The sequence below is a fragment of the Microvirga sp. P4_A5 genome (assembly GCF_056402495.1).
In genome coordinates, this window is sequence record NZ_JBFUHH010000060.1 from 1 (window position 1) to 26,162 (window position 26,162).

The window sequence follows — 26,162 nt, forward strand, 5'->3', positions numbered from 1 at the left end:
AACAACCAGCACCGTGTCGGCGCGAGGCGGCGTGAGAATCGTGTATCCGGCGGTCGTCATCTCCCCCAGTCGCGGACCAACCGCGAGAAGCAAATCCGCCTCTTTAACGCGCGCAACAAGGCTGGGCTCGGCGCCGACCCCGAGATGGCCCACATAGCTCGGATGCGTATTGTCGATATAATCCTGACACCGAAGCGAGACAGCGACTGGGATCTCGTTTTTCCCGGCAAACTCCATGATGGCTCGTCTGGCATCGGCATTCCAGTCGCCGCCGCCGAGCAAAACCATCGGTCGATTTGCCCGCTCCAGTAACCTTTCGAGGGCATCCATGTCGGAGTGCTGCGGCCCGCCCCTTAGAGCCTTTGACGGCAACCCAATTTCAATGTCCCCGGGCACGGTCTCCGACAGGATATCCTCAGGGAGGGCCAGAACGACGGGTCCTGGTCGGCCGGACAAGGCAGTCTGAAATGCGCGATGGACATATTCCGGAATGCGACTGGGATCGTTGATTTCCGCGGCCCATTTGGCGAGCGGCGAAAACATCGCGCGGAAATCGACTTCCTGGAAACCCTCGCGGTCGCGAAACGCGCGCCCGACCTGCCCGATGAACAGGACCATCGGCGTGGAATCCTGGAACGCCGTGTGGACGCCCGTCGACGCGTTGGTGGCCCCGGGTCCGCGGGTGACGAAGCAGACGCCCGGCTTGCCCGTCAACTTACCGTGGGCTTCGGCCATGATCGCCGCGCCGCCTTCTTGGCGGCAGACAACCAGGCTGATCTCATCACGCGCGTCGTGAAGTGCATCGAGAACGGCCAGGTAGCTCTCGCCCGGTACACAAAAGGCTGAATCCACGCCCTGCCGTCTCAAACACTCGACCAGAATCTGGCCACCCGTACGGCCAACGGAACTCACAGTTTCAATCAACGGCCTTCTCCCGAATGTTTGATGAGATGACAAGGCCAAACCAATATGGGCCATAACCAACCAAATGCGAAGCAAGTTTTGCCAATACGCAACCAAATTGACTATTGTGAGGTTTTAAGGGACACCGGATACGCCCTCCTTGAGCGGATCCAGAAGGCCAGCGATGTCAGCACTTCCAACCAGCAGCGATGCGGCGGACGGCCCGAGAGCGAAGTCGGAAGCCGACAGCCAAGCTATCTACCGCAGCCTCAAGGGTCAGATTGCAGCAGGACGCATGTCGCCGGGTTCTCGCCTTCCGACTGAACGCGTCCTCGCCGATCGGTTCGCCGCCGCCCGCAACACGGTTCGCAAGTCGATGGGCCGCCTYGTGAGTGAGGGGCTTGTCGTCCGTCACGTGGGGCGCGGCAGCTTCGTCGCAGAAACCGTGGAGCGAGCTCCCCGCGCCGCAACCCAGCAGCCGGATTTCAGTCTGAGTGAGTTGCTCGAGGCGCGGCTGTTATTCGAGCCAAACCTGGCGGAGCTCGTGACCGAGCGGGCAACAGATGAGGAACTGCTTGCATTGTCGAGCCATCTTGAGGCCATGCGGTCCGCGGCGACTTGGAGAGAATTCAAGGAAGCAAAATATGGACTTCATCTGGCCGTCACGCGCGCCTCGAAAAATTCCTTTCTGGAGCAGGTCTTCGAGACCATCGTGGCCTCGCGTCGCCAGTCAGAATGGAACCGTCCCGGCGGCCACCGCCTTCCTGTCAGCACAGTCCGGGAAGCTGCGATCAAGGACAACGAGGCCATCGTGGAGGCTCTCCAGCGGCGCGACGCGCCTTTGGCGCGGGAGTTGATCCGGACGAACCTGCTCCGCACCCTGCTGTCGATTGGCGGAAGCTAGTTGACGTTCCTTACCGTCGATCGAGACGGCGCTGCAGGGCTCTCCCCACGAGCATGAGCGAGAGCGCGGTCAGCAATATCGCGATACCTGGAAACGCAGACATCCACGGCGCCAGCAAAATGTAATCCTTGCTTTGCTGAAGAATCGCCCCCCAATCCGGTGTCGGAGGTTGGACCCCAAGACCTAAAAACCCCAACGCGGCCTGAATCTGCAGGACCAAGGGAAACAGAATCACGTACTGCACCAGAATGAGGGGCATCACGTTCCGGCTGACGTGGCGAAAGAGGATTGTACTCTCCGACAGTCCGATGCTGCGCGCGGCCTCGACATACGTCTGCCCGACTTCCGAGAGAGCGCCGGACCGGGCAATCCGGAAGAACACTGGCATATAGACTATGGCGAGCGCGAAGACGAGATTGACGGTTTTTGGACCAAGAATGCCGGTCACCATGATGCCGAGGATAACAGGTGGGAAGCTGAGGATGACGTCGATTAGCCGCCCCAGCAAAAGGTCCCCCCTCCCGCCCACAAAGCCGGAGATCAACCCTAGCGCACCGCCGGCGACCGCCGAGATGATGAGCGCTCCGGCGCAAATCGACAGGGTCACCCGAGCGCCATGAATGACTCGCGCGAACACATCGCGTCCGACGTCGTCGGTTCCGAACAAATGCGCCAACGAGGGAGGTTCGAGCGCCTGGTCAACGTTGATTGACAGCGGCGATTGCCAAGCGAAGAGGCCCGGGAACATTGCCACGATCGCGACAAGCGTCATGAGAACGATGCCGATCGCCAAGTCCGGCTCGCGTTTGAGCCTGTGAGCCAGACTGATACCGATTCGGGGCGTTGCTGTACGCATTGGGGAGGCTACTGTCATGAAAGGCCTCAGCTTAGACGCACACGCGGGTCGATGACCCGGTAAAGCAAATCCACCACGAGATTGACCACCATGGCGATAATTACCACGACGAGCAGCCCGCCCTGAAGGACCGGGTAATCGCGCGCCTCGATCGACGAGAGCAGAAGACGGCCAAGACCCGGCAGGGCAAACAGACTTTCGATGATAACGGCGCCGCCTAGAATCTGGATCAAGATCAAGCCCATGAAGGTGACAAGGGGTATCGCGATATTTCTCAACACATGCTTGAAAAAGACGATCCGGATAGGGACGCCTTTGGCAATCGCAGTCCGGACATAATCCTGATGAAACGCCGACACCACACTCTGCCTCACGAATTGCGCATAGGCCGCAGCCTGGAGAATGCCAAGGCTGATGATGGGCAGCGCCAGGATGGAGAGGTTCTCCGTCAATGAAACCGTCGGTGACACATAGAGGAGAGGCGGAGACCATCCGAGGAGAGAGGAAACCCCGACGAGGAGCATCAACCCAACCCAGAACACCGGGGCGGCCAAACCGACCAGGTTAAAGGACTGGATGAAGCGGTCGAGCCAGCGACCTTCATAAATCCCGGCGACAACGCCGAGCGGGACGCCGATGAGAGTTGAAACAATCAATGTCAGAAATCCAAGCTGCAGCGTGACCTGGAGGGCGTCGCGGATCATTCCCGAAACCGGATGGCCTCTCGTCCAGCTCACTCCGAGATCTCCAACCACAACGCGTGAAGTCCAGATCCAGTATTGTCTAAAGATCGACTGGTCGAGACCGAAGAACTCTCGCAGTGACCGCTCGGCCGTCGGATCGCTCGTTTGACCCAACATTTGCGCAACTACGTCGCCCGGCACGCTTCGTACGAGGACGAAGACGATGAGCGTCGCCAAGATTGCGGTCACCAGAGAGGCTCCCAATCTTTTCAGCAGATAAAGACCCATGTCGCTCGTTCCCGCGGCCTATTGCCGTAAACGGGACCAGGATGCAGAAGCCCCTGGTCCCGGGTCTTTCATTGCGCGAGATAGGTGCGCGCAAGGCCGTAATACCAGCCGGTCGGGTGCTGGACGTAGTTCTTCACCTTGTCACCGCGGACCGTAATATGGTCGGCACTGAACAGCATGACGGTTGGCACCGTCGCCGCCATTTCCTTCTGAAACTTGGCGTAGATTTCCTTGCGTTTCGCCGGATCGCTCTCAATACGACCCTCGTCGAGGAGCTTGCTCGCCGTCTCGTTCTTCCAGTTCCGGAAATCGGCACCCTGAGGAGCACTGTGGAAATGCCGATAGAATAGCAGATTGGGATCGGGCTGCGTCGCCCAATCATTGAAGGTAAAGCCCATCTGTTTCGACTGGAAGTTCTTGATCCAAACCCCAAGTTCAATCCGCTGGATGTTGAGTTTGATACCGGCTTTCGCGAGTTGCTCGCGCAGAGTGACGGCCGCCGGGTCCATCCAATCGTATCCGATAATGGTTGTGAGATTTAACTCAATCCCACTGGGATGCCCCGCCTCCGCAAGGAGCTTTTTCGCCTTTTCGACGTCTGGCTTTTGATCGGGCAGTTGTGCAAGTGGCACGCCCCAGCGATCCTGCATGGCGGCGACCATTGTCCCGATTGGCTTGCCAAGCCCGCCGATGGACGCGCGCATGATCTCGTCCTTGTCGATCGCAACCCCGATCGCCTGGCGCACCCGGACATCGGAAAGTGGGCCATACTCGCTACCGAGGTCTAGGGCCTTCTGGTTCAGTGAGGGCCACCGCTCGATGTTCAAGCCCGGAACCCGTTCGACCTGTTTCACGTCCTGTGGCCGCGTCAACGCAGCGAGATCGACGCGCTTGTTGGTCAGGGCGACAAGCATGCTCGCGCTGTTGGGTAGGAATACAAAATTGACGCCATCGAGGTAGGGGGCGCCCTTCTCCCAGTAATCCGCATTCTTGACCAGCATCAGATTGCTGTTGGGCTTGAATTCAGCGAGTTTGAAGGGACCAGTGCCGACGCTGGCCTGATTCAACTTCGTCTTGGCGTCAGGCGCGTCGAAATAGCCGTCTGGAACCACCGCGCCGTATTTGTTTCCGAGCGTCATGGGCAGGGCCGCGTTCGGCTCTGCGAGCGTAATCTTTACTGTTCGGTCGTCCAGAACGTCGATCGCCTTAATCACCGTAAAGTCACCGGCACCTGGCGAGCCGTTTTTTGCATCACGAATATAGTTGTAGCTGTAAGCGACATCCTTGGCGCCCATCGCCTGACCGGTGTGAAATTTCACGCCGTTGCGGAGCTTTATTGTATAAATGAGCTTATCGGGGGTTACTTCGTAGCTCTCGGCAAGGAGGGGCACGGCATCGCCGTCTGTTCCCTCGTAGAACAAACCCTGATACATCAACACGGTCACGCGGATACGCGCATCGGCGCCCTGATGGAACGGGTCGAGACCGGGTGGCTCAACAAGCGATCCCATCGTTAACGTCCCCCCCGGGCGAGACTCCTTCGGGACCGGCCCGTAAAGATCCTCTGCACTTACCGCATGAGCTCCCGCAAACATCGTAAGTCCCATAAGCGAAGCCGCTATTCTCGTACGCGAGCGCTTAATCCGTGTTGAATTCAGCATGATTTCCCTCTGTCGGCTCGGAAGTGCAGTGCAATCGCTTTTACGGGTCCAGCCTTCCCGCCGAAGCGCATCAAGTCGCAACTGGCATGCACCCTTCTCATTCAGTCGCGGTAGGCAACGGTCATTTCTATTTCAACAGCGGCGTCACGCGGCAGCTCCGCGACGCCCACTGCCGCACGGGCATGGCGGCCCCTTTCACCGAAGATCTCGACCAGAAGATCGGAGGCCGCGTCGAGGACTTTCGGTTGATCATTGAAGCCCGGCGCGGAGGCGACGTAGCCGTTTATCTTGAGAACCTGCTCGATCCGGTCGAGCGAACCGAGCGCGCTTTGCAAACAAGCAAGTCCTTGCAGAATGCAGATCCGCGCTTCCTCCCGGGCCGTATCGATACTGACTTGGTTACCGACCTTACCCTGGACGCGGATGACACCATCGACCTGTGGCAGCTGGCCCGCGACGTAGGCAACCCCGCGGTGAAGCGTAACGGGAAGGTAATTAAATGACGGCTCTGCCGGCTCAGGCAAGCGAATTCCAAGTGAAGCCAATCGCGTTTCAACCATGTGCAGTATCCTTCGCAAGCATCGCCGTGGTGAAGGCGTTCAGATTGTGGGGGGCAACGAAGCCGGTTGCCTCGCGCAAACGAGTGCCACTGATCAGTGGGAACAGCATAGTTGCTGGCAGGCTCTTAAAGGTAATGCTGGCCTCCGGTTCTTGGCGCACCAACTCGGCGACCAATTCCGAAGCTCGGGCTTTAAAGCCTTCGAGATTATAAGTGGGATCGAGATGACCGGGATACCATAGAACTGCCATCACGGCGGCGGCCACATCGCTGACATGCATGAGGTCGACGCTCTCATTGTGGAAGCGAAGGCAATAGGGCGCTCCGGTTCGGGCAGCGTCGAACATCTGAGCAAGCTTTGCGGCGGCGCCCTCGTACCAGAGACCCGGGCCAAGGATGAGGGGAAGGCGCAGCCCAACGACGGACAAGTCGTGACGTCGGCTGTAGAAAGTGGCGACTTCTTCCGCCATTGTCTTCGTCAGCCCGTAAAAGGTTCGAGGCGCCGGACGTTCGTCTTCGTCGACCGGCTGAACCGGATAGGCCGAAGAGGGCCCGTAAACTACGGTCGAGCTCATCCACACGACCCGGCGCACATTTGCCTCGCTGGCGCAGCTCATCAGCTTGTGCAAACCCATTACATTGATCGCCATTGCAGCGTCGGCCTCCGCCTCGCCGGATTGCATGAGCCCCAGCCGACCTACCCCGTGGGCTGCACAGGAGATGACGCTCTGCGCCCCGGATTTGCGGAAGGCCTGCCGCAGCCCCTCTGCGGACTCGATCGACCCCTCGTGCTCATCGAAATGACCCACGATATCTGCAAGGCGGTCTTCCATCATAGGAGGGCCAAAAAGCTGCGGCCTAATGCCCGCTCGAACAAGTGTCCGCACAATGTGCGAGCCGACGAAGCCACGGCCACCGATGACGAGGACACGCTCGCCCGTGGGACTGTCGGGCAAGAGATTACAGCCTGAGGTCATCGCGAATACACGCTTTGTAATGGTCATCGCTCACTTTGCGCAGGGCCGGCCGCGTTTCTGCACAGGCAGCTATCGCAAAAGGACATCTCGTGCGAAAAACGCAGCCGGATGGCGGGTTGCGCGGGCTCGGAATTTCCCCGGATAGGACAATCCGTTTCTTATTCCGCGCCGCGCCGGGCGCGGCTTGCATCAGTGCGACGGTATAGGGATGGGCGGGATGAGCGTAAATCGCGTCGGTTGGCGCGATCTCCATGACCCGGCCAAGATAGAGCACCATCACTCGGTCCGCCATGATCTCCACGACGGAAAGATCATGGCTGATAAACATCAGGGAGAGTCGTAGTTCGCGCTGGAGATCCTGAAGCAGATTTATGACTTCAGCCTGGATGGAGACGTCCAGAGCGGACACCGGTTCGTCCGCAACAATAAAGCGAGGCTGCGAGGCAAGTGCGCGGGCGATGGCCACGCGCTGCCGCTGACCGCCGGAGAAGGCACGCGGGTAGCGCCTGAAATGCTCGCCCGTGAGTCCCACTTGTCCCAACAGGCCAATTGCGGCGTCTTCAGCCTCGGATTTAGAGAGGCCGCGATGGAGACGCRGGGACTCCAGCAGGGCATCGCCTATTGTCATGCGGGGGTTCAGGCTCGCATAGGGATCCTGAAAGATCATCTGCATGTGGCGTCGGAACTTCCGCAAGGTGGAAGGCGACATGATAGAGAGGTCCTGGCCATCGAAATGGACAGCCCCCCCCGTCGGTTCGACGAGCCGAAGCAACAATCTGCCGAGCGTGGATTTGCCGGATCCCGACTCTCCGACGACGCCCAGAACCTCTCCCTGCCGCACGTCAAGGGAGACCGCATCAACCGCGCGGACAGGCCTCCCCTGCCGTGCGAGAACGCCGCCCCCAATGCCGAAATCTTTGGTGATATCCCGCGCACTGACAAGGACAGGATTGTACCCAGGTTGGGTTATTTCATGACCAGAACTCACAGGGAAATCTCCCGCCAACGCATGCAGCGGGTCACGTGATCGTGCGCCGTAACCTCCAGGGCGGGTTCGGTAAGTTTGCACCGATCGGCCACGAAATGGCATCGTGGGTGGAAACGGCATCCTGCGGGTTGCGCTAACGGGCTCGGAAGACCGCCGGGAATGGGCTGGAGCCGACGACGGTGCGAACCTCCATGGGGCGTACAATCGAGAAGCGCGCGGGTATAGGGATGTCGCGGCTGAGCAAGAACTTCGGCAACCGGCCCCTGCTCGACGACCTCACTTGCATACATCACGGCTACCCGATCGGCGATTTCTTCGACGAGTTTGAGATCGTGCGTTACAAAAATCATCGCCATGTTGCGCTCCGTCTGGAGGCGTTTGAGCAGGGCGATGATCTGCGCTTGAATGGTTACATCGAGCGCGGTCGTCGGTTCATCCGCAATCAGAAGCAAGGGATCGCCCGCCAGCGCAATCGCTATCATGACGCGCTGCCGCATTCCTCCCGAAAGCTGGTGTGGGTAATTGTCAACGCGGACCTCGGGATCGGTCATCCCGACCTGTCGCAACAACTCAATCGCCTGTCGCCGCGCCTCCTTGCGGCTCGCACCCTTGTGGATCCGGATCGGTTCGGCAATTTGCTCGCCGACGGAAAAAACCGGGTTTAAACTGGACATCGGATCCTGAAAGATCATGGCGATATCGCGCCCACGGATCTTCGCCATTTCAGCCTCAGAGAGGGCGAGAAGATCAGTGGCATGGCCGCTTCTTCCATAAAACCGGATCACGCCCGCTTCCACTCGCCCTGCCGTGCGCCCAAGGAGCCGCATGACGCTTAGGCCGGTCACGGACTTTCCAGAACCGGATTCGCCTACGATGGCCAGGGTCTCACCCTGGCGGATGTTCAAAGTCACACCGTTGACGGCACGGACAATACCGGCATCCGTGTGAAAGAACGTCCGGAGGTTCTCAATCTCGAGCAGCGCGTGCTTTTCCGACAACTCACGCGGTGCCGGAGTTGCCATTCCGCTACCGAATTGCATAGCGTTCCACTGCATCCCAGTTGATTTCTATACCGAGGCCAGGCAGGTCGGAGACAGCAATCGCACCATCGACCGGTATCAACGGGTTCTTTAGCAGCGCTTCGCGCAGGGGGTTCGCACCGATGTCATATTCAACGAGCGGCGGCTTCGGCACGTTCTCTGCATGCGGATAGCCCGGTAGTGCGGCGACGTAATGCACGGCGGCGGCGAGCCCAATCCCGCTCCCCCAGACGTGGGGGGACACGCGCAGATGCTCAAGCGTAGCCAACATGGCGATGGCACGGCCTTGCCAAAACCCACCGCAAAGGGAAAGGTCGGGCTGAAGGATGTCCACCGCACGCCGCTCGACAAGGCGCTTGAAGTCAAACGCGGTGTAAAGCGCCTCCCCAACAGCAATTGGGACCGGACTCCATCGCTGCAATTGTTCGTATCCAGCGAAGTCCTGCGGCGAAAGAGGTTCTTCCACCCACCCAATTCGGTATGCTTCGAGCCGCGAGATGCTCTCGCGGGCCAGGTCGTAAGTATAGTTAGAATTGATATCGACCATGAGATCAACGTCGTCGCCCAGGATCTTGCGGGCTAACGCGGTGCGAGACTCATCCGACTTTGGCGAAAGGCCGATCTTGATCTTTACCGCCCTATGCCCGGCCTCGGCCATGGCCGCAATCTGCGGCTCAAAATCTCGGTCGGAGTTCTCGGTGATGTAACCACCGGAGGCATAAATCGCAACGCTATCCCACCTCTTGCCTCCAATAAGGCGGTGCACTGGAACGCCCAACATCTTTCCTGCGGCGTCCTTGCAAGCAATGTCGACGCCCGACAAGCAAGCGATGAGCGGACCCTGCATGCCAAAGTGATAATGTCGCGCGAGAATTCTGGAAAACGTTTGCTCTGCGTCGAGGACATTGGTTCCCACGATGTTGGCGTTGATAAAAGGTAGATAGGCCTGATTAACGGACGGCATTCCCCATGCCTCTCCGTAGCCCTCGGTTCCATCTTCCAGCAGGAGACGGACGACCGTGCTCTGTCGGGCTGTAGCCAGCGACTTGGCCATGCCATAGGCTTCGGAGAGTTGCACCTGAAGCGGGATAAAGCTGATATCTTTAATCTGCAAGGATTCCACCGCTTTGCTGAACCAGAATGAACCAATTCCACATCAATGTGGGCCCATTGTTGCGCCAATTAGACTAAGTTGGCAACCGTTTTTGCCACCGCGCTCCCAACACCAGAGGACAGTGATCCTTGAGGCAGGCCGACCCCGGATGCCCGGGCCAATGCGGCCGCGACCAAACCTAGGGGAGGTTCCATATGGAAGTGAGACGCGAAATCGTAGCGCAGCTGACAGAAGCCATGTTTGATTATATCTGCCATATGTCGCCCGAACAGGCCAAGAAGCAGGCTTATGCCTACGGCTCCTTTGCCCATCACGAGCTGCTGCGCCTCGAAATTCGCGATGACCAAGCGACTATCATCGTTGAGGCTGCATTGCGCATAGAATTCGAAAGGCTGGGGCTTGGAGAACTGGATTAACATTACGGTTATGTATTGAGGGGGATTCTGAATCCCTGAGCGATGATTCAGGAGATCGACATCAGCCGCTTCGATTGAGACTGTTGGAATTTTTGGCGTCGTCGGTTCTGCGGGAAGTGAAAGCCCCGTTTACGCTGTAGCGCGTCGCAAAGTCCCGTGGTTTGCTTGCAGAGGATTGTTTGGCTCAGAAGTTGCAAGCGGGACCGCTGCGAGCCGAGGCCGCGTTAGCGCCGGCCGTGACGCAATATGAGATTAACACAGATTATGGTCTCCAAACGAATTGGACAGTGTCCCTCCTTGGTCATAGGCGGGCCTCGAGAATCTCCACAGGGCGCATTCTAAGAACACCAGACGCAGGTGGGGTAGCGAAACACTTCCATATCTCCAAAGACGCAAAGCGATACTCATTCGAAGGCCGGACATATGGGCGCACCGATCCCCGCCGAAAATCAGTGTCAGAGAACCCTTGACCGCAGGGTCGTTCCACATATGGGAATCCCTCTCGATTCCATCAGGTCGGGTTCCGCTCTAACGCGTCGCGCAGTCCCCTGGGTTGTAGAACCGCGGCGATTGGTACGCCCTGTGACGCGAGGAGAGAGGCCAGCGCGCAGATCTTTCCGGTTGTGCAGCGTGATGGCCTCTCGCGTTCGGAGACCCGCGGCAGAAGCTAAGGGTATTGGATACCCGTCGGCAGGGGCAACGGCCCGCCGGCGGGGATGACAATTGCCCCCGGTCGAGGCCTCGCGATACAGGCGGCAAATCCAGTTGAGGCCAGATGTCTCGGCTCGCGCCGCAGAAGCACGAACGGCCTTCGATAGCCGAAACGACGCCGGGCGTTGCCAACTCGCGCATCTAGGCGCGTAATCTCGTAGCGCCCGGGCGACGGGAGCAGTAGCCGATCATCGCCCCGTCCACCCCGACCTCCACAAACCGTGAACGCTCCGGGACCGTCCTCCTAAAACCGCCGGGACGCTAACACCACGTCGAGGAGAGCCTAAACCTAGCCCCGGCGCGTCAAAACGCTGCGGTCACGATACTCCATTATGAGTACGAAAGTTTTGTAGCGGACCATCTCACACTTTCTTATGCTCACCGCTCGCCTGGAGTTTGAGTTTTGACACTACCACGACACGCAGCAAGCAAGGGTCCCTTTAGGAATCTGATTTCCCCCGCGGTAATGCATTCCAATAAAGAATGCATTTTTTTGCCTCGTGTTGCCCATGAGCCTTTGGTGCGGGACGTTTCCGTCATCGTGCTGACAGGAACCGTGTTGGCATTGTCGTACGATGGTATTTCTGCGCCTGCCGGGGCTGAATATTTGTCGTTTATTATCTGCGCAATACTGCTTTTTCTGTTTATACGGCATAGGTTATGTGTTTACCGGACAAAGCGCGTGTTGGAGTCGTATCCGACAATCACGAGGATTTTGACATCCCTGCTGGTGACCAAGGGCCTTCACGCTCGTCCATCCGTCAACGCAACCGGCGAAGCACCCATCGAAGGGGTCATTCGTGCCGCAGAAGCATCTCGTCGATGTGGGTACGAGCGGCGCGTTGTGACGCTGGATTCCCGCGAGGATTCCGATTTTGCAGCATGCCCCGGGGGCCGCTATTCGACAATGAGATTGAGCCGCCTGCGCGGCGCAACCCACGTCCGCGCCGGAAGAGTGCCGCGCCTGCTGATCAGCGCAGCTTTCGGCGTGGGGTTTGCAGCCGCATTACCAGCAACGCTCCGGGCGCAGGCGCCCGATACCGCAGCGGCTTTTTCAGCCGAGCATGCTGACGCATATCGCCTCGGCCCGTCGGATGTTCTTAAGATCAGGTTGGTCGCTTGGCGCCCTTCTCAGAATGAAGTCTTCGAGTGGAAGGAAATCGGGGCCGAGTATGCGGTAAGCGCGTCCGGTGCGCTCAGCATTCCGCTGATTGGCGAAATCGATGTGGACGGTTTGACGACGGTCGAAACGGGACGGCGGGTGTCCAAACGTTTTCAGGAGCGGCTTGACCTTGCGCAGGCGCCGGACGTGTCGGTTGAGGTCGTCCGTTATCGGCCGTTTTATATCCTCGGCGACGTTGCAAATCCTGGCGAGTATGCCTATCGCCCGGACTTCAACGTCATCAAGGCCATCACAGTCGCTGGCGGAATTCAAGCGGGTGTAGCCGGAGACCGGGTCGGCGCGCGCCGCGACCGAATCAATGGCGCGGGCCAGTTGCGGGAATTAATGGCCGAGCGAATTTCGCTACTCGCCCACCGGGCGCGACTGCAAGCGACATTGGATAAGAAAAAAGAGATTGAATCTCCCTCGGCGCTCGTGGAGTCCAGCATGCCCTTGGCAAAAACCGCCATGGGATATGAAAGCAGTCTGTTTCATTCCATTCAGCAAATGCAGCAGACGCGGACAGTTCAGCTCAATCAGACGAACCTACTCCTGCAGAAGCGGCTCGCCTTCTTAAATCAGCAGATCGAAAAGAACATCGAATTCGCTGCTGTCGCTCAGAAGGAACAGGGCGACGTAAGCGATAACTTTAGTCGAGGCATTACCAGCCAACAAAGGCTCATGGCGACCCGACGTCAATCGATTGAGGCTGATATCCAAACATTGCGCCTTCGCGCGGAGGCAGTGGCAACTGACAAGGAAATTCAGCAGATCGGCGGCGAGCTAGCTCAGACTGAGGCGGGCCTTCGAAAGGAAACGCTGACCGACCTGGGCTCGGTCACCGGGCGCCTCGAGCGCATCAATCATCAGATAGTGACCGCTGCAACATTGGCCTCGGGCACTGTGCCGGGGACCTCGTCCACACAGAGCGCGACCATCACTGTCGAGATACTTCGCGGAAAAGCCGACGCCATTGCGACGTTAGCGGCTCAAGAAACGACGCTTATCCTGCCGGGAGACACTATCAAGGTGAGCATACCCGCGCCATCAGTGGACGATCTCGACGCCTCCATCGGGCTACACGCGCCTCCACCAATCGAAAAACCGAACCCAAATGGCGGGGGAACCCGTGCAAAAATGTGACATACTCGGTGTCCCGGTCGCTGTTGTGAACCGTCAAGGGACAGTTGACATAATCGCCGAGTGGGTAGCCGCTGGAAATACGAAATATGTCTGCGCATCAGACGTTCACAGCATCATGCAAGCGCAGAAGAACGAGAAACACATGCGGGCGCTGCAAAACGCCGATCTCGTTCTGCCAGATGGGATGCCGGTCGTCTGGGCGGCTCGGTCCCGGGGTGAACATGCGATAAGTCGCGTATGTGGGCCGGACCTCATGCTCGAAGTCAGTGAGCGCGCCGCGCGACACGGGTGGCGGATTTACMTGTATGGCGGCAAGGATGGCGTCGCGGAACTGGTTGCCAAAAACCTCACGGCCCTTAATCCGGGCCTGCAGATCGTTGGCGTTCAGGCCCCGCCGTTTCGGCCTCTTTCAGAGCAAGAAGTCAGTACTTCAATCGGTATGATCAGGGCCGCCAAACCGCACATCGTCTGGATTGGACTGGGCTGCCCGAAGCAGGAAATCTGGATGCTTGATAATGCGGCAAAGATCATCGGCTCGGTCTCGATCGGCGTCGGCGCGGCGTTCGATTTCTATGGGGGACAAGTTCGCCGTGCCCCACGATGGATGCGCGAAAGTGGTTTCGAATGGGCGCACCGACTCTTCAGCGAACCCAAACGCCTGTGGCGCCGATATCTTCTTATGGCGCCGCAGTTTGTGCTGCGCGCTGCGCTCGAAACGATCAGTCGCCGCGTGATGACTTTAAAAACCGGAAGTTGATCGTTCGCTGCTCTCCTTGTCTCTGACTGCCGCTTGAAAGGTGATGTTGAACGGATGCTGGACCGCAACACAAGACAACAACACCTCTACGATGAGGACCTTCGTCGGGAAAATGTCTCATTTTCCGACATCACATCTCTGTTGAGGGCCAACGTTGCCACTTTCGCCGTGTGTCTCGTGGTCAGTCTGGTCATCGGGATTGCCTACCTTTTTTTGGCGGAGCCCCGATACACTGGTCAGGCTCAAGTGATTGTGGACACGCGACTTCCTCAGATACTGCGTGATCCCAGTGTTGAGTCCAGCGCCGCGCCTGAAGGCGTTCTCATCGAGACACATATGGTCTCCCTCAGATCTCGCACAATCGCGGCTGATGTTATTGCCAGGCTGGGACTCGTAGGAGATGAGTCGTTCGGCGCGGGAAACGACATCATTTCCACATTTCTGCAAACCTTGGGCTGGACACAGGATGGGAGTTCCGTAACACAGGATGCAAAGATCTGGAACGCTGTGGAGAAGTTCCAGGACAAGGTTGTGGTGGAGAGAGTTGGCGTCTCCAACGTCATTAACATTCGATATACCGCGAGTAATCCGGAGACTGCTGCAAAGATCGCAAACGAGGTTGCGCAATCTTACATCCAAAGCCTCGTCGATGTCCGGGCAAATGCCGCACGCTTCGCCAGCGAATGGCTTGAGGAGAGGATAGCGAAGCTTCGCGTGCAAATGAACGCCGCAGCCCGCCGCGTCCAACAATTTCGCGCCAGGCAGGATTTCCGGATCGGCAGCAACAACACTGCAGAGTCAGCCGGTGCCATTGGCGAGCCCGCGACGCTTGAGGAACTTGAGCTGACCGCCGAGACGTACCGAAAGATCTACCAAAACTTTTACACGGCCTTTGCCGAGGCTGTTCAGCGAGAATCCTACCCTACCGCAAGCGTGCGCGTCATCGCGGCTGCACAGCCTCCCCAGCGGCCAAGTTCTCCGAAAACGATGCTCATCCTGGCAATTGCCTTTGCGACAGGTGGAGCCATCGCCGTGGCCCTCTCTGTTCTGCGCGGGGGTGAGCCAAACACTGCGGGTCCGCAAGGTGTCAGACTACGGAAAGATGAATTCACTCATGATTGATCCAATAGACGTTGTCGTAGCAACGCCATACGGGACGAACGGAATGGGCGGGATTGATCGTCTGAACGACTCGATCCTTGCCGAGATGCACGACCGGCCTAACCTAGGAGTGGTTTGCCATCCAATTGTCACGCGGGGCAAGGGAGGCCTTCTCGCCGCGCAGCCCATCTTTGCAATGGCATTGCTGCGGTTCGCAAGCCTGGTGGCGTCCAACAAAGCAGACCTGCTGCACATTCACCTTTCGGGCCGGGGAAGCACCTATCGAAAGGCGATGCTGGCCCGTGCGGCGCGTCTTTTCTCGAAACCCTACGTCCTTCAGTTGCACGGCACGGATTACCGTGAGTTCTGGGAACAGAGCCATCCGACTATTCGGCACGAGATCGACCAGATGTTCCTCCACGCGAGCCGCACCATCGTTCTCGGCGACTACTGGTCTAAGGTCGTTCTGGACCGGCTTCCGTCTTTGAAGGGCAAGGTTATTGTACTCAAGAATGCGACCAAAGCCGCGTCATCGCCGTCGCGTCCTGCCGCAGCAAGCGAACCGTTGCGCATTACGTTTCTCGGCCAATTAGGCAGTCGCAAGGGTTCAGCCGAGTTCCTCTCAGCCCTCGCCCTACTCAAGGATAACGCAGGGTGGGCGGCGACACTCGCCGGCGATGGTGCCATCGGGGAAGCTCGGGAACAAGCCGACGTCGCTGGACTGGCGTCGCGGATCGATATACCTGGCTGGCTGGAACTGCGCGCGCGCGACGCGCTTCTGCAAAATACCGACGTCCTTGTTCTGCCGTCACGGGCAGAGAATCTGCCGATGGTTATTCTGGAAGCCTTCGCTTACGGCGTGCCTGTGGTGTCGACGCCTGTTGGCGCCATTCCCGAAGTCGTCAAAGATGGCCACAACGGGCTGCTGGTCGAACCTGGAGACGTTGTGGCCCTATCCCATGCGATAGGGCGGCTGATTGACGATCGGCCGCTGAGGCAACGCATGGGCGAAGCCGCCTTGATCGACCATGGCAAATACTTCGATCTCTCCGTTTACGCAGAGGCCCTTGCCGGCATCTGGCACGGCGCAGTTGCCCGCGATGTACCCAATCGAGAGTTCGCCAATGCGCATAATTGAGAGTTACTCCGACGAATTGCGGGTCTTGGAAGGATGTATTTCGCGGCAAGCGACGAAGGGGGATCCTTTGCGGGTTCTTGAAGCCGGCTGTGGTCGAGAATGGTATTTCAATCTCCCGGGCGTCCAGTGCGTTACCACAGGCGTGGACCTGGATTCTGCTGCCCTTGAGCATCGCAAACACGTAAAGAAGGACCTCACCCACGCCATCGTTGGGGATTTGCGGACGGTCGACCTTCCGTGCGAGCGCTTCGACGTTGTGTACAGCTCATTTGTTTTGGAGCATATCGAGGGCGCTGAGACAGCGCTCGACAACCTCGTAGGGTCGCTAAAGCCGCGTGGTCTCTTGATCGTTCGGGTGCCTGACGTCGAAGGTGTCCAGTCGTTTCTCGGGCGCCGACTTCCCCACTCGCTGATCTGTTTCTATTATCGACATGCGTGGAAGATAAGGGATGCGGGTAAGCCAGGCTTTGCTCCCTACCCGACATTTTACGACGACGTCATTTCACGCGGTGGTTTCCGCCGCTACTGCGAAGTCAAGGGTCTTACGCTTGAAGACGAGATAGGCGTCGGTTCGTATTCGCAGCGCGGGACAGGACCCTTGCGTCACGCCACCCGCCTCGTTGCGCGGTTCATCGCAACGGTCACGGGTGGAAAAATCCACGACCGGTACGTCGATCTCACGTTCATCGCACGCAAACACGCTGAACCTGAAGGTCATCAAATCGAGGCTAGTGAATCGCGGCCAAGTGACAAAGTGCATGGATGAATCTGAGCAGATTGGGAGGTGCGTACTATGGCGGTGGACTTGAGCGACCCAAAGGTGAGCGTCATCGTCCCCTTTTACAACAGACGCACCTTCCTCCCGGCCGTGGTCAAAACAGTTGCCGACCAGACTTATCGGAACATCGAACTCGTCATTGTCGATGACGGATCGAGCGATGGTCTCGAGGAGGCCGTCGCGGCGATGGAAGACGGGCCACCTGTTCGGTTTGTGCGCATGCCAAAGAACTGCGGCGCCGCTTTGGCTCGCAACGCCGGAATCGACGCGGCACAGGGCGATTTGGTGGCATTTCTGGACAGCGATGACGAATGGCATCCAGAAAAGATTGCCGCGCAAGTGGCGCATTTGTCGCAATGCCCAGATTGGACCCGTCTCGTGTCGCTGACGCGACAACAAGTGCGTGGGAAACGCAGCCGGATTGCGCCACGGCGTTTGATGTCGCAAAGCGACAAGGTTGGTCCCTATCTTTTTCTTCAAGGTGGAATCGTCCAGTCGAGCATGCTCATGCTTGCAACTGAGCTTGCGCGGACAGTGCGGTTTGAGGAGGACATGCATGACGATTGGACCTTCGCCCTCCGTCTCGAGGAAAGTGGCGCAGTTTTCGAAATGCTTGCCCGGCCTCTGACGATCTACGACGACGGGTCAGATCGTCCGCGCCGGTCCCCGGCATATTCCCCCCAGCGCCTCGCGTGGCTTGAGCGGCACCGAAACCAGATCGGCGAGCGAGCCTTTCTCGCTGCTTCGGCAGTGGTGGCATCCCACTTGCAACATGATCCCTACGCAAAACCGGGTCGCATAATCGCACTGGCCTGCCTCAAACGGGCCATCAATCCAGTTCGGGCCGCGTATTACCTACTCGCTCTGGCAAGCCCATCCGTACGTCACCTTGCGACCGATTTCCAGCAGCGCATTCTTTCCACCATCCACCGTCCCAGACTAGAGCGGGGGACGACCGGTGCCCGAGAGATAGAGGCGAGCACTCCACATAGGGCGCGACGATGAGGCCGCTCGCAAGTTTTGTCGAGGACCAGCGCCAGACTGCTTTGATAACCTGCCGGAGGCTCTTGTGACTTCGGGCTTGGGTCTTGGTCGTATGCTTCGTTCTCTTCCGTGGCCATTGGCTGAAGCGCTCGGCGCCCTGCTGAGCGGTGCAATCAGTGTCTTCGTCATCGCGCGCCTGATCGGGGTCGAGGCCTTTGGTGCGGGCTCGGTCGCCCTCGTGATAGTGGTTTTATTGCAGATTGGGGTCAACAGCCTTGTGCATGACGCCCTTGTGCGAACGCCAGACCTGGAGCAAGCCGATTTTGACGTCGGTTTCACCGCAGCACTTATCCTTGCTCTTATTTTCGTGGTTTTGGCTGCCGCAGCCGCCCCGTTGATCGCTGGCGCATTGAACACGCCGCGCATCGCAACGTTGATCTTGCTCTTCCTCCCGCTGTTACCAATGGCGGCATTATCCGAAACATTGAAGGCCGTCCGTAGACGGGCGCTGGATTTTCGGACCGTCGCGCACGTGCAGATTGCCGGTTCGGTCGTGGGCGGGCTCCTTGGGGTCCTTTCGGCTTTTCTTGGCGCCGGTGTCTGGAGTCTTGTGATCCAATACCTCGTGTCTTCGGCCACAATCGCATCAGCTTTGCTCATGCTTGCGCAGAGAGTGCCGCGCTTCCGGATTGCAATGGCGCGCCTCGCACCCATGTTACGCTTCTGCGGACCCATCATAGCGAGCCAACTTCTCAGCCACGCGACGACCCGAATGGTGCTGATCGGCGTCGCCAATTGGCATGGCATTCTTGCCGCGGGCCAATGGAGTATGACGATACGCATCACTGAAAGCCTTTTCGGTGGTGTGCTCCAGGCCGCCTACAACGTCGGTTTGTCGCATTTCTCCCTCCATCAGACATCACGAAGCGACCTCGCTGTTCTGGTGCTCCGCACGCAGGGGCTGGCGATGATCGTTGCGCTTCCCATACTGGCGGGGTTCGCAGCGGCGAGCCAGCCACTTATCGTGCTTTTGCTCGGGCCTGCCTGGTCGCCAGTCGCCTGGCTTTTACTTGGTCCGCTAGCGGCCTCGCTTATCCTGATAAGACGCATGCCGCCCGCAATCGCCCTTCGTGCAATCGGGAATTCAACTGCCTCATTTAGTGCCGCGAGTTTGGAAACTGCGATCATTCTCATTGGCATGCTAGCGTTCGGACAGTATTCAATGCTCGGAGTCACGTTTGCGGTTCCCTGCGCCGCTCTCGGCGGTGCATTGGTCCTTGCCTACGAGACGCGCCGCGCCTTCTGTCTCGGCTGGGGTCTGCAAGTCGCAACGCTCCTGCGGGACACCGTCATAGCACTTATCGCATACGCGATTGGACGAACGACGTTGGCGCACCTCCCGGACGAGGCCCTAATCACCCAAGTCCTCGCCGCTGGACTAACTGCAAGTTTCGCCGCAGCAGCAATGATCACTGCCGGTGAAACGAAACTCGTCAAATTGCTGTTATGTGGAAGTGGCGGCCGGTCCTGGCAGAACGGCTGGAGGAATGCGAGATGACTGGAGAGGCTTTTTCGGCGCCCCCACATGAGGCGTCCCCCGCGCGCGGCTACCTCATAGATCGCGGCCCTGCCTCAGCCAAGCGGTTTGATCGCATCATATCATTAGGCCGAAGCGTAGGCCGAAGGAGCTTCATCTGGCTTAAGAGAAAGCTGCCCCGAACACGTGTGCTGAATGCCTTTATTCTAAAAGCACAATTCGTACGCGCCCACGGGCGTTGGCCCCTTCGGTCAACAGATTCAAACGCCAGCTTCAATGATTTCCTATTTGAACGCATCAAGAATGWTAATTGGAGTCTGCTTGAACGGTTCTGCACCGATAAAGAATACGCGAAGATGTTCGTCTCAGTGCTTTGTCCCGACGTGAAAGTGGCAAAAACGATCGATGTCATCGCCATCAATCGTGACACGGCACTGGGGGACATATCCGAAAGAATTTCCAAGTATCTCGGGCAAGCTGCCGTCGCGAAGCCGACGCATGGCTCCGGCTGCGTCCTGTTTCTTTCCCCGGAAAAGGGCGAGGATGCAGTTCAACGTTTCTGCGAGAATGCGTCTCGGGATTATTACGAGATATCCCGCGAGAGCCAGTACCGATCGCTCGACAGGAAAATCATCATTGAAGAAGATCTCTCGGATGCCTGTGGCGCTCCGATGGATTACAAGTTCTTTTGCGCGCGCGGACAGTTTTTGTTCTGTCAAGTAGACGTGGGTCGCTTTTCGGGTCATCGGCGACTTTTGGTGGATGAGAACTTCGCGCCGATTGATGTACACTACCAATTCGCGCCACCAGATTATGCCATTGACCCGCCTCAAGACTTCCGCCGCATGGTGCAGATTGCGCAGCGGCTGTCCGAAAGGTTCCACTTTGTTCGCGTCGACCTATATGAGGTCGATGGAACGCCTTACTTCGGCGAGTTGACATTTGCGTCAGCGGGCGCTGCCGGTACATTGTCTCGCGAGAGTTTTGGCGTCTCGGTTATGAAAGCGATTCGCGAAGCCAACACTCGGGTGGTTAAACAGAACGGGCCCGCGCGATGAGGTTCCGCGCGCCGACCATTGATTGCCGCACATTGGCCGGCCCGACCAGACGCACGCTCATGCTTGGAGGGCTGCTGTTTGCTTGCTTGCGTGGCGGCCGGGCGCAAGGCATTGGCCCGGGCGGACGGGCAATCTATGTCTCCCCTGACGGAAGTGACGAAGGACCTGGGACTCTCGACGCGCCTTTCGCCACCATCACAGCGGCGCTGAAGAAGACCCCCCGTCTCGGCGCCGGCGACACAGTGATCGTCCTGCCGGGCACTTATGCTGAACAGGTCATTGTCACGCCCGGAGGCAACTCAAGCGGGTACTTTACCCTGCGGTCACTCGTTCCGCATGGCGCGAAGATCCGGTCGCCAAAGAACACCTACAGCGCAATTGCGATCGTCAATGAATTTGTTTCAGTGGAAGGCTTCGACGTTCAGGCAGGCGGCGATGGCCACGGTATCGAAGCGACGTTCATCAACGGCGATCCGAAGCAAAATGGACCCTCACACATCCGTGTCGCTGGCAATCTCAGCCATGATAATGCTGGAAGCGGGATAAGCCTGTCATACGGAGACTTCTACATCGTCGAGGATAATATCTGTCACGGAAATTGTGCCACCAACAGTTACCAAGGCTCGGGCATTTCCGTTTATGCGCCGAGAGCCGTTGATGGCGATGAGATGCCCTTCCGCATCATCATTCGCAGAAATATCTCCAGGGACAACATGGCCATAAAGCTGCCGGGGGAACCTGAACCGCAGCATTCGGATGGGAATGGCATCATTTACGATGATTCAAAAAATTCACAGCAGCGCCATCCGGCCGGTGCTTATCGATACCGCACGCTTATCGAGAACAATTTGTGCTACCGCAATGGAGGCCGGGGCGTTCATGTGTTTTTGAGCGATCATGCCATCATTCGAAACAACACCTGCTGCTATAACAACAGAGATCCAAAAAACCCCGCGTCATGGCGAGGGGAGCTCAGCAATGTCGATTCGAGCGACTGCAAATGGGTAAATAATATCGGCGTCGCCGATCCCACCATAAACCGGTTCAACACGGCGATCATGGACGGATCAACACCAACTCATCGCAGTGTTGACGTTCTGTGGCAACGAAATCTTACCTTTAATGGAATGCCTGGCAACGCCTCAGTCAACCAGTCTCCCGCGCGTGGGTTTCAAGAGGCGTACCCTGACAATCTGTTCGGCGTCGATCCAAAGTTTCTGCAGCCGGAACCTTCGGCCAAGGAACCCGACTTTCGGGTCGACGTAGGGTCGCCGGCAAGAGCGACTGGCGTGACCCAGTTCGRCACGGTCTTGCATGACCTGAGTGGCCGCGCCAGGCCGCCAGAATACGTTGCAATCGGCGCTCTCCAGCCGGCGGATGACTAGATGGTGTCCACAATTAGACAATTGGATGAGACGCGCTTCGCGAGAGCCAGAGATGGGCATCCGGGCGTTCACCTCAGCCGTTCGCTTTATATGTTCTACCTGATCGGGTTTCTGTTTGTGGGGGGTGGGTTCGTCGTGCAAACGGGTGGCGGCGACCTGCGAACTGCCCAGGACGCCGGCGCAGGCTCGCTTCTCTCGCAGGCGATACTTGGGACATTCTATTTGACTGCAACCCTCCTGCTGGTAAGCGGAAAGGGTACGACCGGAACCCTCAGCCGAACATGGTACTTGTTACTTTTGCCAATTCTGGCACTGCTCTCGACGGTATGGTCCCCGGACCCTGCGCTCACGTTTCGCCGGGCTCTCGCTTTCAGTGGGACGATCCTCTTTGGGCTATCGCTCTCTTCCGCCTACGCGCCCCGTGACGCCGCCATTCTTGTTTGTCGCGGCCTCACGGTTGCCGTGCTGATGAGCCTTTGTTTCGTCCTCTTGTTCCCTCGGTATGGCGTGCACCAGTCCTTCGATGCGGTCCAGGCAGTCCATGCAGGATCCTGGCGAGGTATTTTTGCGCACCGCAACACTTTGGGCCTTTGGGCCGCGGCCGCTTTGGTCTTTCAACTGGCGATTGGGCGTGAAAGCCTCGGTGGCATGGTTCCATGGGTCGTGGCTACAAGCGCAACACTGGCCTGTCTTCTCGGCACCGGTTCTAGCGCCGGACTTGCAATCGCGGCGCTGACGTCGATCCTTTACATCTCTCTGGTGGCGACCGCCTGGCAGACGCTGCGTGTCAGGATCATCGTCGCCGCCGCGGCCCTGGTCACTGGGCTCGTTGTGGCAGCGTTCTTTAATGAGATTGCAGCCATTGGCCTCGCTCTATTGGGCAGGGAAAGTAACCTCACCGGTCGCACCATCCTCTGGTATTATGTTCTTCAATTGGTCGGCGAGTACAATTGGCTAATGGGCCTTGGATATTACGCAGGCATGCTCACACTTGGGGAACGGCTGACGAACGCTACCGGCGTTCAAATTGTCAACCTTCATAACGGTTATTTGGAGTGCCTGGTCTATCTGGGAGCAATCGGGCTTTCCTTAAGCCTCATCATCCTAGCGTGGCTGGGGGCGCTTGGTATCCGGCTGGTATTCGCATCCCGGCCAAGCGATGTGCGCTTTGCGACACTCCCTGCACTGATTATTTTTCTCATCAGTGTCCACAATTTCGTCGAGAGTACGCTTGTCGTGCCCAATAACCTGAACAGCATGCTGTTAGCCGTCGCAGCCGTTATGACGGCACCGAAAATTGGAAACAGGTCGATGAGGCGTGAGCCGTTGTAATGCGGGATGTGGAAAGCATGGTTTACCAAACTAGGTCTTACAATGAGGACTACCTTAGAGCGAGCTATTGGTCACGGGGGACAGAGCATTCCCGGGCCTGGCGTCAACGGGCGGCGCGAGAGAAGATTTCCGAGTGGAGAAGCGGAGGTGGAGCGACAGTCCCGATCCTGCGTTTTGCCGCCCTCTATCTGTAGAAGTCACCTTGTCGGTGACATTGTTTAGACATTTCTGGAGCAGTCGACATGGCAGAGTTTCGGCTCAAGGATAAGCGTGTCTGGGTCGCTGGCCACCGGGGAATGGTGGGCTCGGCAATCGTACGGGCTTTGTCGCTGAAAGGCGTTCACGTCCTGGCAGTCGACCGCAATGCCGTTGATCTCCGCCGTCAGGAAGATGTCGAGACTTGGATTGCACGGGAACGGCCGCAAGCCGTTATCCTCGCTGCGGCGAAAGTCGGCGGAATTCTCGCCAATTCCACCTATCCGGCCGACTTCCTTTACGACAACCTTGCCATCCAGACGAACGTCATCCACGCCGCCCAGGCGATTGGCGTCGAGAAACTGCTTTTCCTCGGCTCCACCTGCATCTATCCGAAATTCGCCGAGCAGCCGATCAAGGAAGAGGCACTGCTGACGGGCGTGCTCGAGCCGACCAACGAGTGGTATGCGATCGCCAAGATTGCGGGCCTGAAGCTCGCGGAATCCTATCGTGTGCAGCACGGGCTGGATTTTATCTCCGCCATGCCGACCAACCTCTACGGGCCCAACGACAATTTCGACCTCGCCAACAGTCATGTGCTACCCGCGCTGATGCGCCGGATCCACGATGCCAAGGTGGCGGGAAGCAAGGTGGTGACGATCTGGGGGACGGGCACGCCGCGGCGTGAGTTCCTGCACGTCGACGATCTGGCGGATGCGGCCGTTTTCCTGATGGAGTGCTATTCCGATCGGCTCCATATCAACATCGGTACGGGTACCGACGTCAGTATTGCCGAGCTTGCCGATCAGATCGCCGGCGTGGTCGGCTACAAGGGTGAGTTTGCATTCGACAGTTCCAAGCCGGATGGCACCCCACGGAAGGTGACCGACATCACACGCTTGCGTTCGTTGGGCTGGGAGCCGACGACCCAACTCCGGGAAGGTCTCGAAAAGACATACGCGTGGTTCCTCGACCATCACTCCACCTTACGGGTTGCCTGACGGCGATATCACTGCGGGCGTGCTGGCCTTGGACGCAGTAGCCGGCGCGCAGATTTTAGCTAAGAAAGGCGACGATCCAAAGTCGCCTGGCAGACTGTCTTTTGCAAGTTTTGCAACCCCCGGGATCCTGCCCTATGACTGCCTCGAGCGCCGACATTATCCCCGTCATTATGTGCGGTGGCTCCGGGACCCGGCTTTGGCCGGCCTCCCGCGAGAGCCTGCCCAAACAGTTCCTGAAACTTCTGGGAGACCTCTCCACCTTCCAGATGACGGCAAGGCGCGTCTCCGAGACCGGCGTGTTCCAGCGACCGGTGGTGCTGGCCAGCAACGACGTTCGCTTCATTGTCGCCGAACAGCTCGCCGAGATCGGCCTGAGCGCCGACATCATTCTCGAGCCGACCCGGCGCGATTCGGCGGCGGCTGTTGCGGTGGCGACCTGTCATGCTGCCCAGCGGCAGGAGGATGCCGTCGTGGTGGTCCTTGCGGCGGACCATATCATCGGTGACGACGCCGCCTTTGTGGACGCCTGCCAAGCAGTTGGACGGGTCGCGCAAACAGGCAAGATCATGACCATGGGTATCCGGCCGACATTTCCGGCAACCGGTTATGGTTATATCAAGCCGGGGGAGCCCATCGCCGAAACCGGTGCGTTTCTCGTAGACCGCTTCGTCGAGAAACCCGACGCAGCTTTTGCCGCGCGTTACATTGAGGAGGGTTTTCTCTGGAACAGCGGCTACTTCGCTTTTCGGACCCTGACGATGCTGGACGAACTGGAGCAGTTCGAGCCGGCCATTCTTGAGGCCGCGCGGTCGGCGCTTGAGCAGGCCGTCACGGATCTGGATTTCGTGAGGCTCGATGAGACCGCGTTCCAACGCGCTCCAAAGAAATCAATTGACTATGCGGTGATGGAGAAGACGGCGAAAGCGGGTGTTCTTCCGGTTGAGTTTCCGTGGTCAGACATCGGAACCTGGGGTCTCCTATGGGACGCTTCGGGTAAGGATGTTGATGGCAACGTGATCCATGGCCAGGTCGAGCTCCTCGATGCGAAGAACAACTTCGTTCACAGCGAACACCTTCTGGCCACTGTGGTGGGATTGGACAATATCGTCGTCATCGCCCACCAGGACGCGGTGCTGGTGACGAGCCGGGAAAAATCCGAGCGGGTCAAGGATCTTGTAACGCAGTTGAGGGCCAGCAAGCGCCCAGAAGCGGACGAACATCTGCGGATGTATCGTCCTTGGGGATGGTATCAGCGGATCGACCTCGGGCCTCGCTTCCAAGTCAAGCGGATCTTCGTCAAACCCGGCGGCCGGCTGTCGCTCCAAAAGCATCATCATCGGGCTGAGCATTGGATTATCGTCAAAGGGACCGCTGAAGTGACGGTTGACGCGAAAGTCCTTGTTCTCCACGAGAACGAGGCGGCCCAGATCCCCATCGGCGCAGTACACCGCCTCGTCAATCCGGGTCTGATCCCACTCGAGATCATCGAGG

23 protein-coding genes are annotated in these 26,162 nt (G+C 58.3%); 14 read left to right on the forward strand and 9 right to left on the reverse strand.

Annotated features, from left to right (window positions below):
• Positions 1–1,020 (reverse strand): thiamine pyrophosphate-binding protein (locus AC1DVM_RS15270; protein ID WP_477255575.1); only part of this gene is annotated, 1,020 nt, incomplete at its 3' end.
• A 67-nt stretch (positions 1,021–1,087) separates the two neighbouring features.
• On the opposite strand from AC1DVM_RS15270, the gene AC1DVM_RS15275 reads away from it, so the two are divergent.
• Complete coding sequence (locus tag AC1DVM_RS15275) at positions 1,088–1,807, forward strand: FadR/GntR family transcriptional regulator (RefSeq protein WP_477255577.1); 720 nt, start codon at positions 1,088–1,090, stop codon at positions 1,805–1,807.
• A gap of 10 nt (positions 1,808–1,817) precedes the next feature.
• Here the strand turns inward: AC1DVM_RS15275 and AC1DVM_RS15280 are convergent, their stop codons facing one another.
• From AC1DVM_RS15280 to AC1DVM_RS15315, 8 genes are all read right to left on the reverse strand, one after another.
• The gene (locus AC1DVM_RS15280) at positions 1,818–2,600 is read right to left on the reverse strand and encodes an ABC transporter permease (protein WP_477255579.1); all 783 of its coding nucleotides are present in this window, start codon (positions 2,598–2,600) and stop codon (positions 1,818–1,820) included.
• Positions 2,601–2,689: 89 nt separating this feature from the next.
• Positions 2,690–3,634, reverse strand: a complete 945-nt coding sequence (locus AC1DVM_RS15285; RefSeq protein ID WP_477255581.1) for an ABC transporter permease — start codon at positions 3,632–3,634, stop codon at positions 2,690–2,692.
• 68 nt (positions 3,635–3,702) lie between these two features.
• Positions 3,703–5,145 (reverse strand): ABC transporter substrate-binding protein, encoded by a 1,443-nt coding sequence (locus AC1DVM_RS15290; protein ID WP_477255583.1) that lies wholly within the window; start codon positions 5,143–5,145, stop codon positions 3,703–3,705.
• Between the two features lie 251 nt (positions 5,146–5,396).
• Positions 5,397–5,855, reverse strand: coding sequence for a RidA family protein (locus AC1DVM_RS15295; RefSeq protein WP_477255585.1), 459 nt, complete (start codon positions 5,853–5,855; stop codon positions 5,397–5,399).
• Complete coding sequence (locus AC1DVM_RS15300; RefSeq protein ID WP_477255587.1) at positions 5,848–6,858, reverse strand: NAD-dependent epimerase/dehydratase family protein; 1,011 nt, start codon at positions 6,856–6,858, stop codon at positions 5,848–5,850. The genes AC1DVM_RS15295 and AC1DVM_RS15300 overlap by 8 nt, the downstream gene beginning before the upstream one ends.
• Positions 6,815–7,819: an ABC transporter ATP-binding protein gene (locus tag AC1DVM_RS15305; RefSeq protein WP_477255589.1), complete on the reverse strand. Its 1,005-nt coding sequence runs from the start codon at positions 7,817–7,819 to the stop codon at positions 6,815–6,817. Before AC1DVM_RS15305 ends, AC1DVM_RS15300 begins: the two co-directional genes overlap by 44 nt.
• A complete protein-coding gene (locus AC1DVM_RS15310) occupies positions 7,816–8,841 on the reverse strand; it encodes an ABC transporter ATP-binding protein (protein WP_477255619.1) in 1,026 nt (341 codons plus the stop codon). Before AC1DVM_RS15310 ends, AC1DVM_RS15305 begins: the two co-directional genes overlap by 4 nt.
• 4 nt (positions 8,842–8,845) lie before the next feature.
• Positions 8,846–9,973, reverse strand: a complete 1,128-nt coding sequence (locus AC1DVM_RS15315; protein ID WP_477255591.1) for a mandelate racemase/muconate lactonizing enzyme family protein — start codon at positions 9,971–9,973, stop codon at positions 8,846–8,848.
• Positions 9,974–10,167: 194 nt separating this feature from the next.
• Between AC1DVM_RS15315 and AC1DVM_RS15320 the strand changes: the two genes are divergently transcribed.
• The 13 genes from AC1DVM_RS15320 to AC1DVM_RS15380 form a co-directional block, all read left to right on the forward strand.
• Positions 10,168–10,389, forward strand: a complete 222-nt coding sequence (locus tag AC1DVM_RS15320) for a hypothetical protein (RefSeq protein ID WP_477255593.1) — start codon at positions 10,168–10,170, stop codon at positions 10,387–10,389.
• 1,231 nt (positions 10,390–11,620) lie between these two features.
• Complete coding sequence (locus AC1DVM_RS15325) at positions 11,621–13,405, forward strand: polysaccharide biosynthesis/export family protein (RefSeq protein ID WP_477255595.1); 1,785 nt, start codon at positions 11,621–11,623, stop codon at positions 13,403–13,405.
• A 115-nt stretch (positions 13,406–13,520) separates the two neighbouring features.
• The gene (locus AC1DVM_RS15330; RefSeq protein ID WP_477255597.1) at positions 13,521–14,162 is read left to right on the forward strand and encodes a WecB/TagA/CpsF family glycosyltransferase; all 642 of its coding nucleotides are present in this window, start codon (positions 13,521–13,523) and stop codon (positions 14,160–14,162) included.
• Positions 14,163–14,195: 33 nt separating this feature from the next.
• The gene (locus AC1DVM_RS15335) at positions 14,196–15,284 is read left to right on the forward strand and encodes a GumC family protein (protein WP_477255599.1); all 1,089 of its coding nucleotides are present in this window, start codon (positions 14,196–14,198) and stop codon (positions 15,282–15,284) included.
• A 43-nt stretch (positions 15,285–15,327) separates the two neighbouring features.
• Positions 15,328–16,401 carry a glycosyltransferase family 4 protein gene (locus AC1DVM_RS15340; RefSeq protein WP_477255601.1) on the forward strand — a complete coding sequence of 358 codons (1,074 nt, stop codon included), beginning with the start codon at positions 15,328–15,330 and terminating at the stop codon, positions 16,399–16,401.
• A complete protein-coding gene (locus AC1DVM_RS15345) occupies positions 16,388–17,167 on the forward strand; it encodes a class I SAM-dependent methyltransferase (protein WP_477255603.1) in 780 nt (259 codons plus the stop codon). Before AC1DVM_RS15340 ends, AC1DVM_RS15345 begins: the two co-directional genes overlap by 14 nt.
• 27 nt (positions 17,168–17,194) lie before the next feature.
• Positions 17,195–18,184, forward strand: a complete 990-nt coding sequence (locus AC1DVM_RS15350; protein WP_477255605.1) for a glycosyltransferase family 2 protein — start codon at positions 17,195–17,197, stop codon at positions 18,182–18,184.
• A 91-nt stretch (positions 18,185–18,275) separates the two neighbouring features.
• A complete protein-coding gene (locus AC1DVM_RS15355; protein WP_477255607.1) occupies positions 18,276–19,721 on the forward strand; it encodes an oligosaccharide flippase family protein in 1,446 nt (481 codons plus the stop codon).
• A 167-nt stretch (positions 19,722–19,888) separates the two neighbouring features.
• A complete protein-coding gene (locus tag AC1DVM_RS15360) occupies positions 19,889–20,758 on the forward strand; it encodes an ATP-grasp fold amidoligase family protein (protein WP_477255609.1) in 870 nt (289 codons plus the stop codon).
• Positions 20,755–22,143, forward strand: coding sequence for a right-handed parallel beta-helix repeat-containing protein (locus AC1DVM_RS15365; protein ID WP_477255611.1), 1,389 nt, complete (start codon positions 20,755–20,757; stop codon positions 22,141–22,143). Before AC1DVM_RS15360 ends, AC1DVM_RS15365 begins: the two co-directional genes overlap by 4 nt.
• The gene (locus AC1DVM_RS15370; RefSeq protein ID WP_477255613.1) at positions 22,144–23,475 is read left to right on the forward strand and encodes an O-antigen ligase family protein; all 1,332 of its coding nucleotides are present in this window, start codon (positions 22,144–22,146) and stop codon (positions 23,473–23,475) included.
• Positions 23,476–23,717: 242 nt separating this feature from the next.
• The gene (gene fcl / locus AC1DVM_RS15375; RefSeq protein WP_477255615.1) at positions 23,718–24,671 is read left to right on the forward strand and encodes a GDP-L-fucose synthase; all 954 of its coding nucleotides are present in this window, start codon (positions 23,718–23,720) and stop codon (positions 24,669–24,671) included.
• Positions 24,672–24,805: 134 nt separating this feature from the next.
• Positions 24,806–26,162 (forward strand): mannose-1-phosphate guanylyltransferase/mannose-6-phosphate isomerase (locus AC1DVM_RS15380; RefSeq protein WP_477255617.1); only part of this gene is annotated, 1,357 nt, incomplete at its 3' end.

Bases quoted from the DNA above. Each gene is read 5' to 3' on its own strand.
- AC1DVM_RS15285 (WP_477255581.1), bottom strand. From the start codon at position 3,634: ATGGGTCTTTATCTGCTGAAAAGATTGGGAGCCTCTCTGGTGACCGCA.
- AC1DVM_RS15290 (WP_477255583.1), bottom strand. From the start codon at position 5,145: ATGGGATCGCTTGTTGAGCCACCCGGTCTCGACCCGTTCCATCAGGGC.
- AC1DVM_RS15295 (WP_477255585.1), bottom strand. From the start codon at position 5,855: ATGGTTGAAACGCGATTGGCTTCACTTGGAATTCGCTTGCCTGAGCCG.
- AC1DVM_RS15300 (WP_477255587.1), bottom strand. From the start codon at position 6,858: ATGACCATTACAAAGCGTGTATTCGCGATGACCTCAGGCTGTAATCTC.
- AC1DVM_RS15310 (WP_477255619.1), bottom strand. From the start codon at position 8,841: ATGGCAACTCCGGCACCGCGTGAGTTGTCGGAAAAGCACGCGCTGCTC.
- AC1DVM_RS15320 (WP_477255593.1), top strand. From the start codon at position 10,168: ATGGAAGTGAGACGCGAAATCGTAGCGCAGCTGACAGAAGCCATGTTT.
- AC1DVM_RS15340 (WP_477255601.1), top strand. From the start codon at position 15,328: ATGGGCGGGATTGATCGTCTGAACGACTCGATCCTTGCCGAGATGCAC.
- AC1DVM_RS15345 (WP_477255603.1), top strand. From the start codon at position 16,388: ATGCGCATAATTGAGAGTTACTCCGACGAATTGCGGGTCTTGGAAGGA.
- AC1DVM_RS15350 (WP_477255605.1), top strand. From the start codon at position 17,195: ATGGCGGTGGACTTGAGCGACCCAAAGGTGAGCGTCATCGTCCCCTTT.
- AC1DVM_RS15355 (WP_477255607.1), top strand. From the start codon at position 18,276: ATGCTTCGTTCTCTTCCGTGGCCATTGGCTGAAGCGCTCGGCGCCCTG.
- AC1DVM_RS15370 (WP_477255613.1), top strand. From the start codon at position 22,144: ATGGTGTCCACAATTAGACAATTGGATGAGACGCGCTTCGCGAGAGCC.
- fcl (WP_477255615.1), top strand. From the start codon at position 23,718: ATGGCAGAGTTTCGGCTCAAGGATAAGCGTGTCTGGGTCGCTGGCCAC.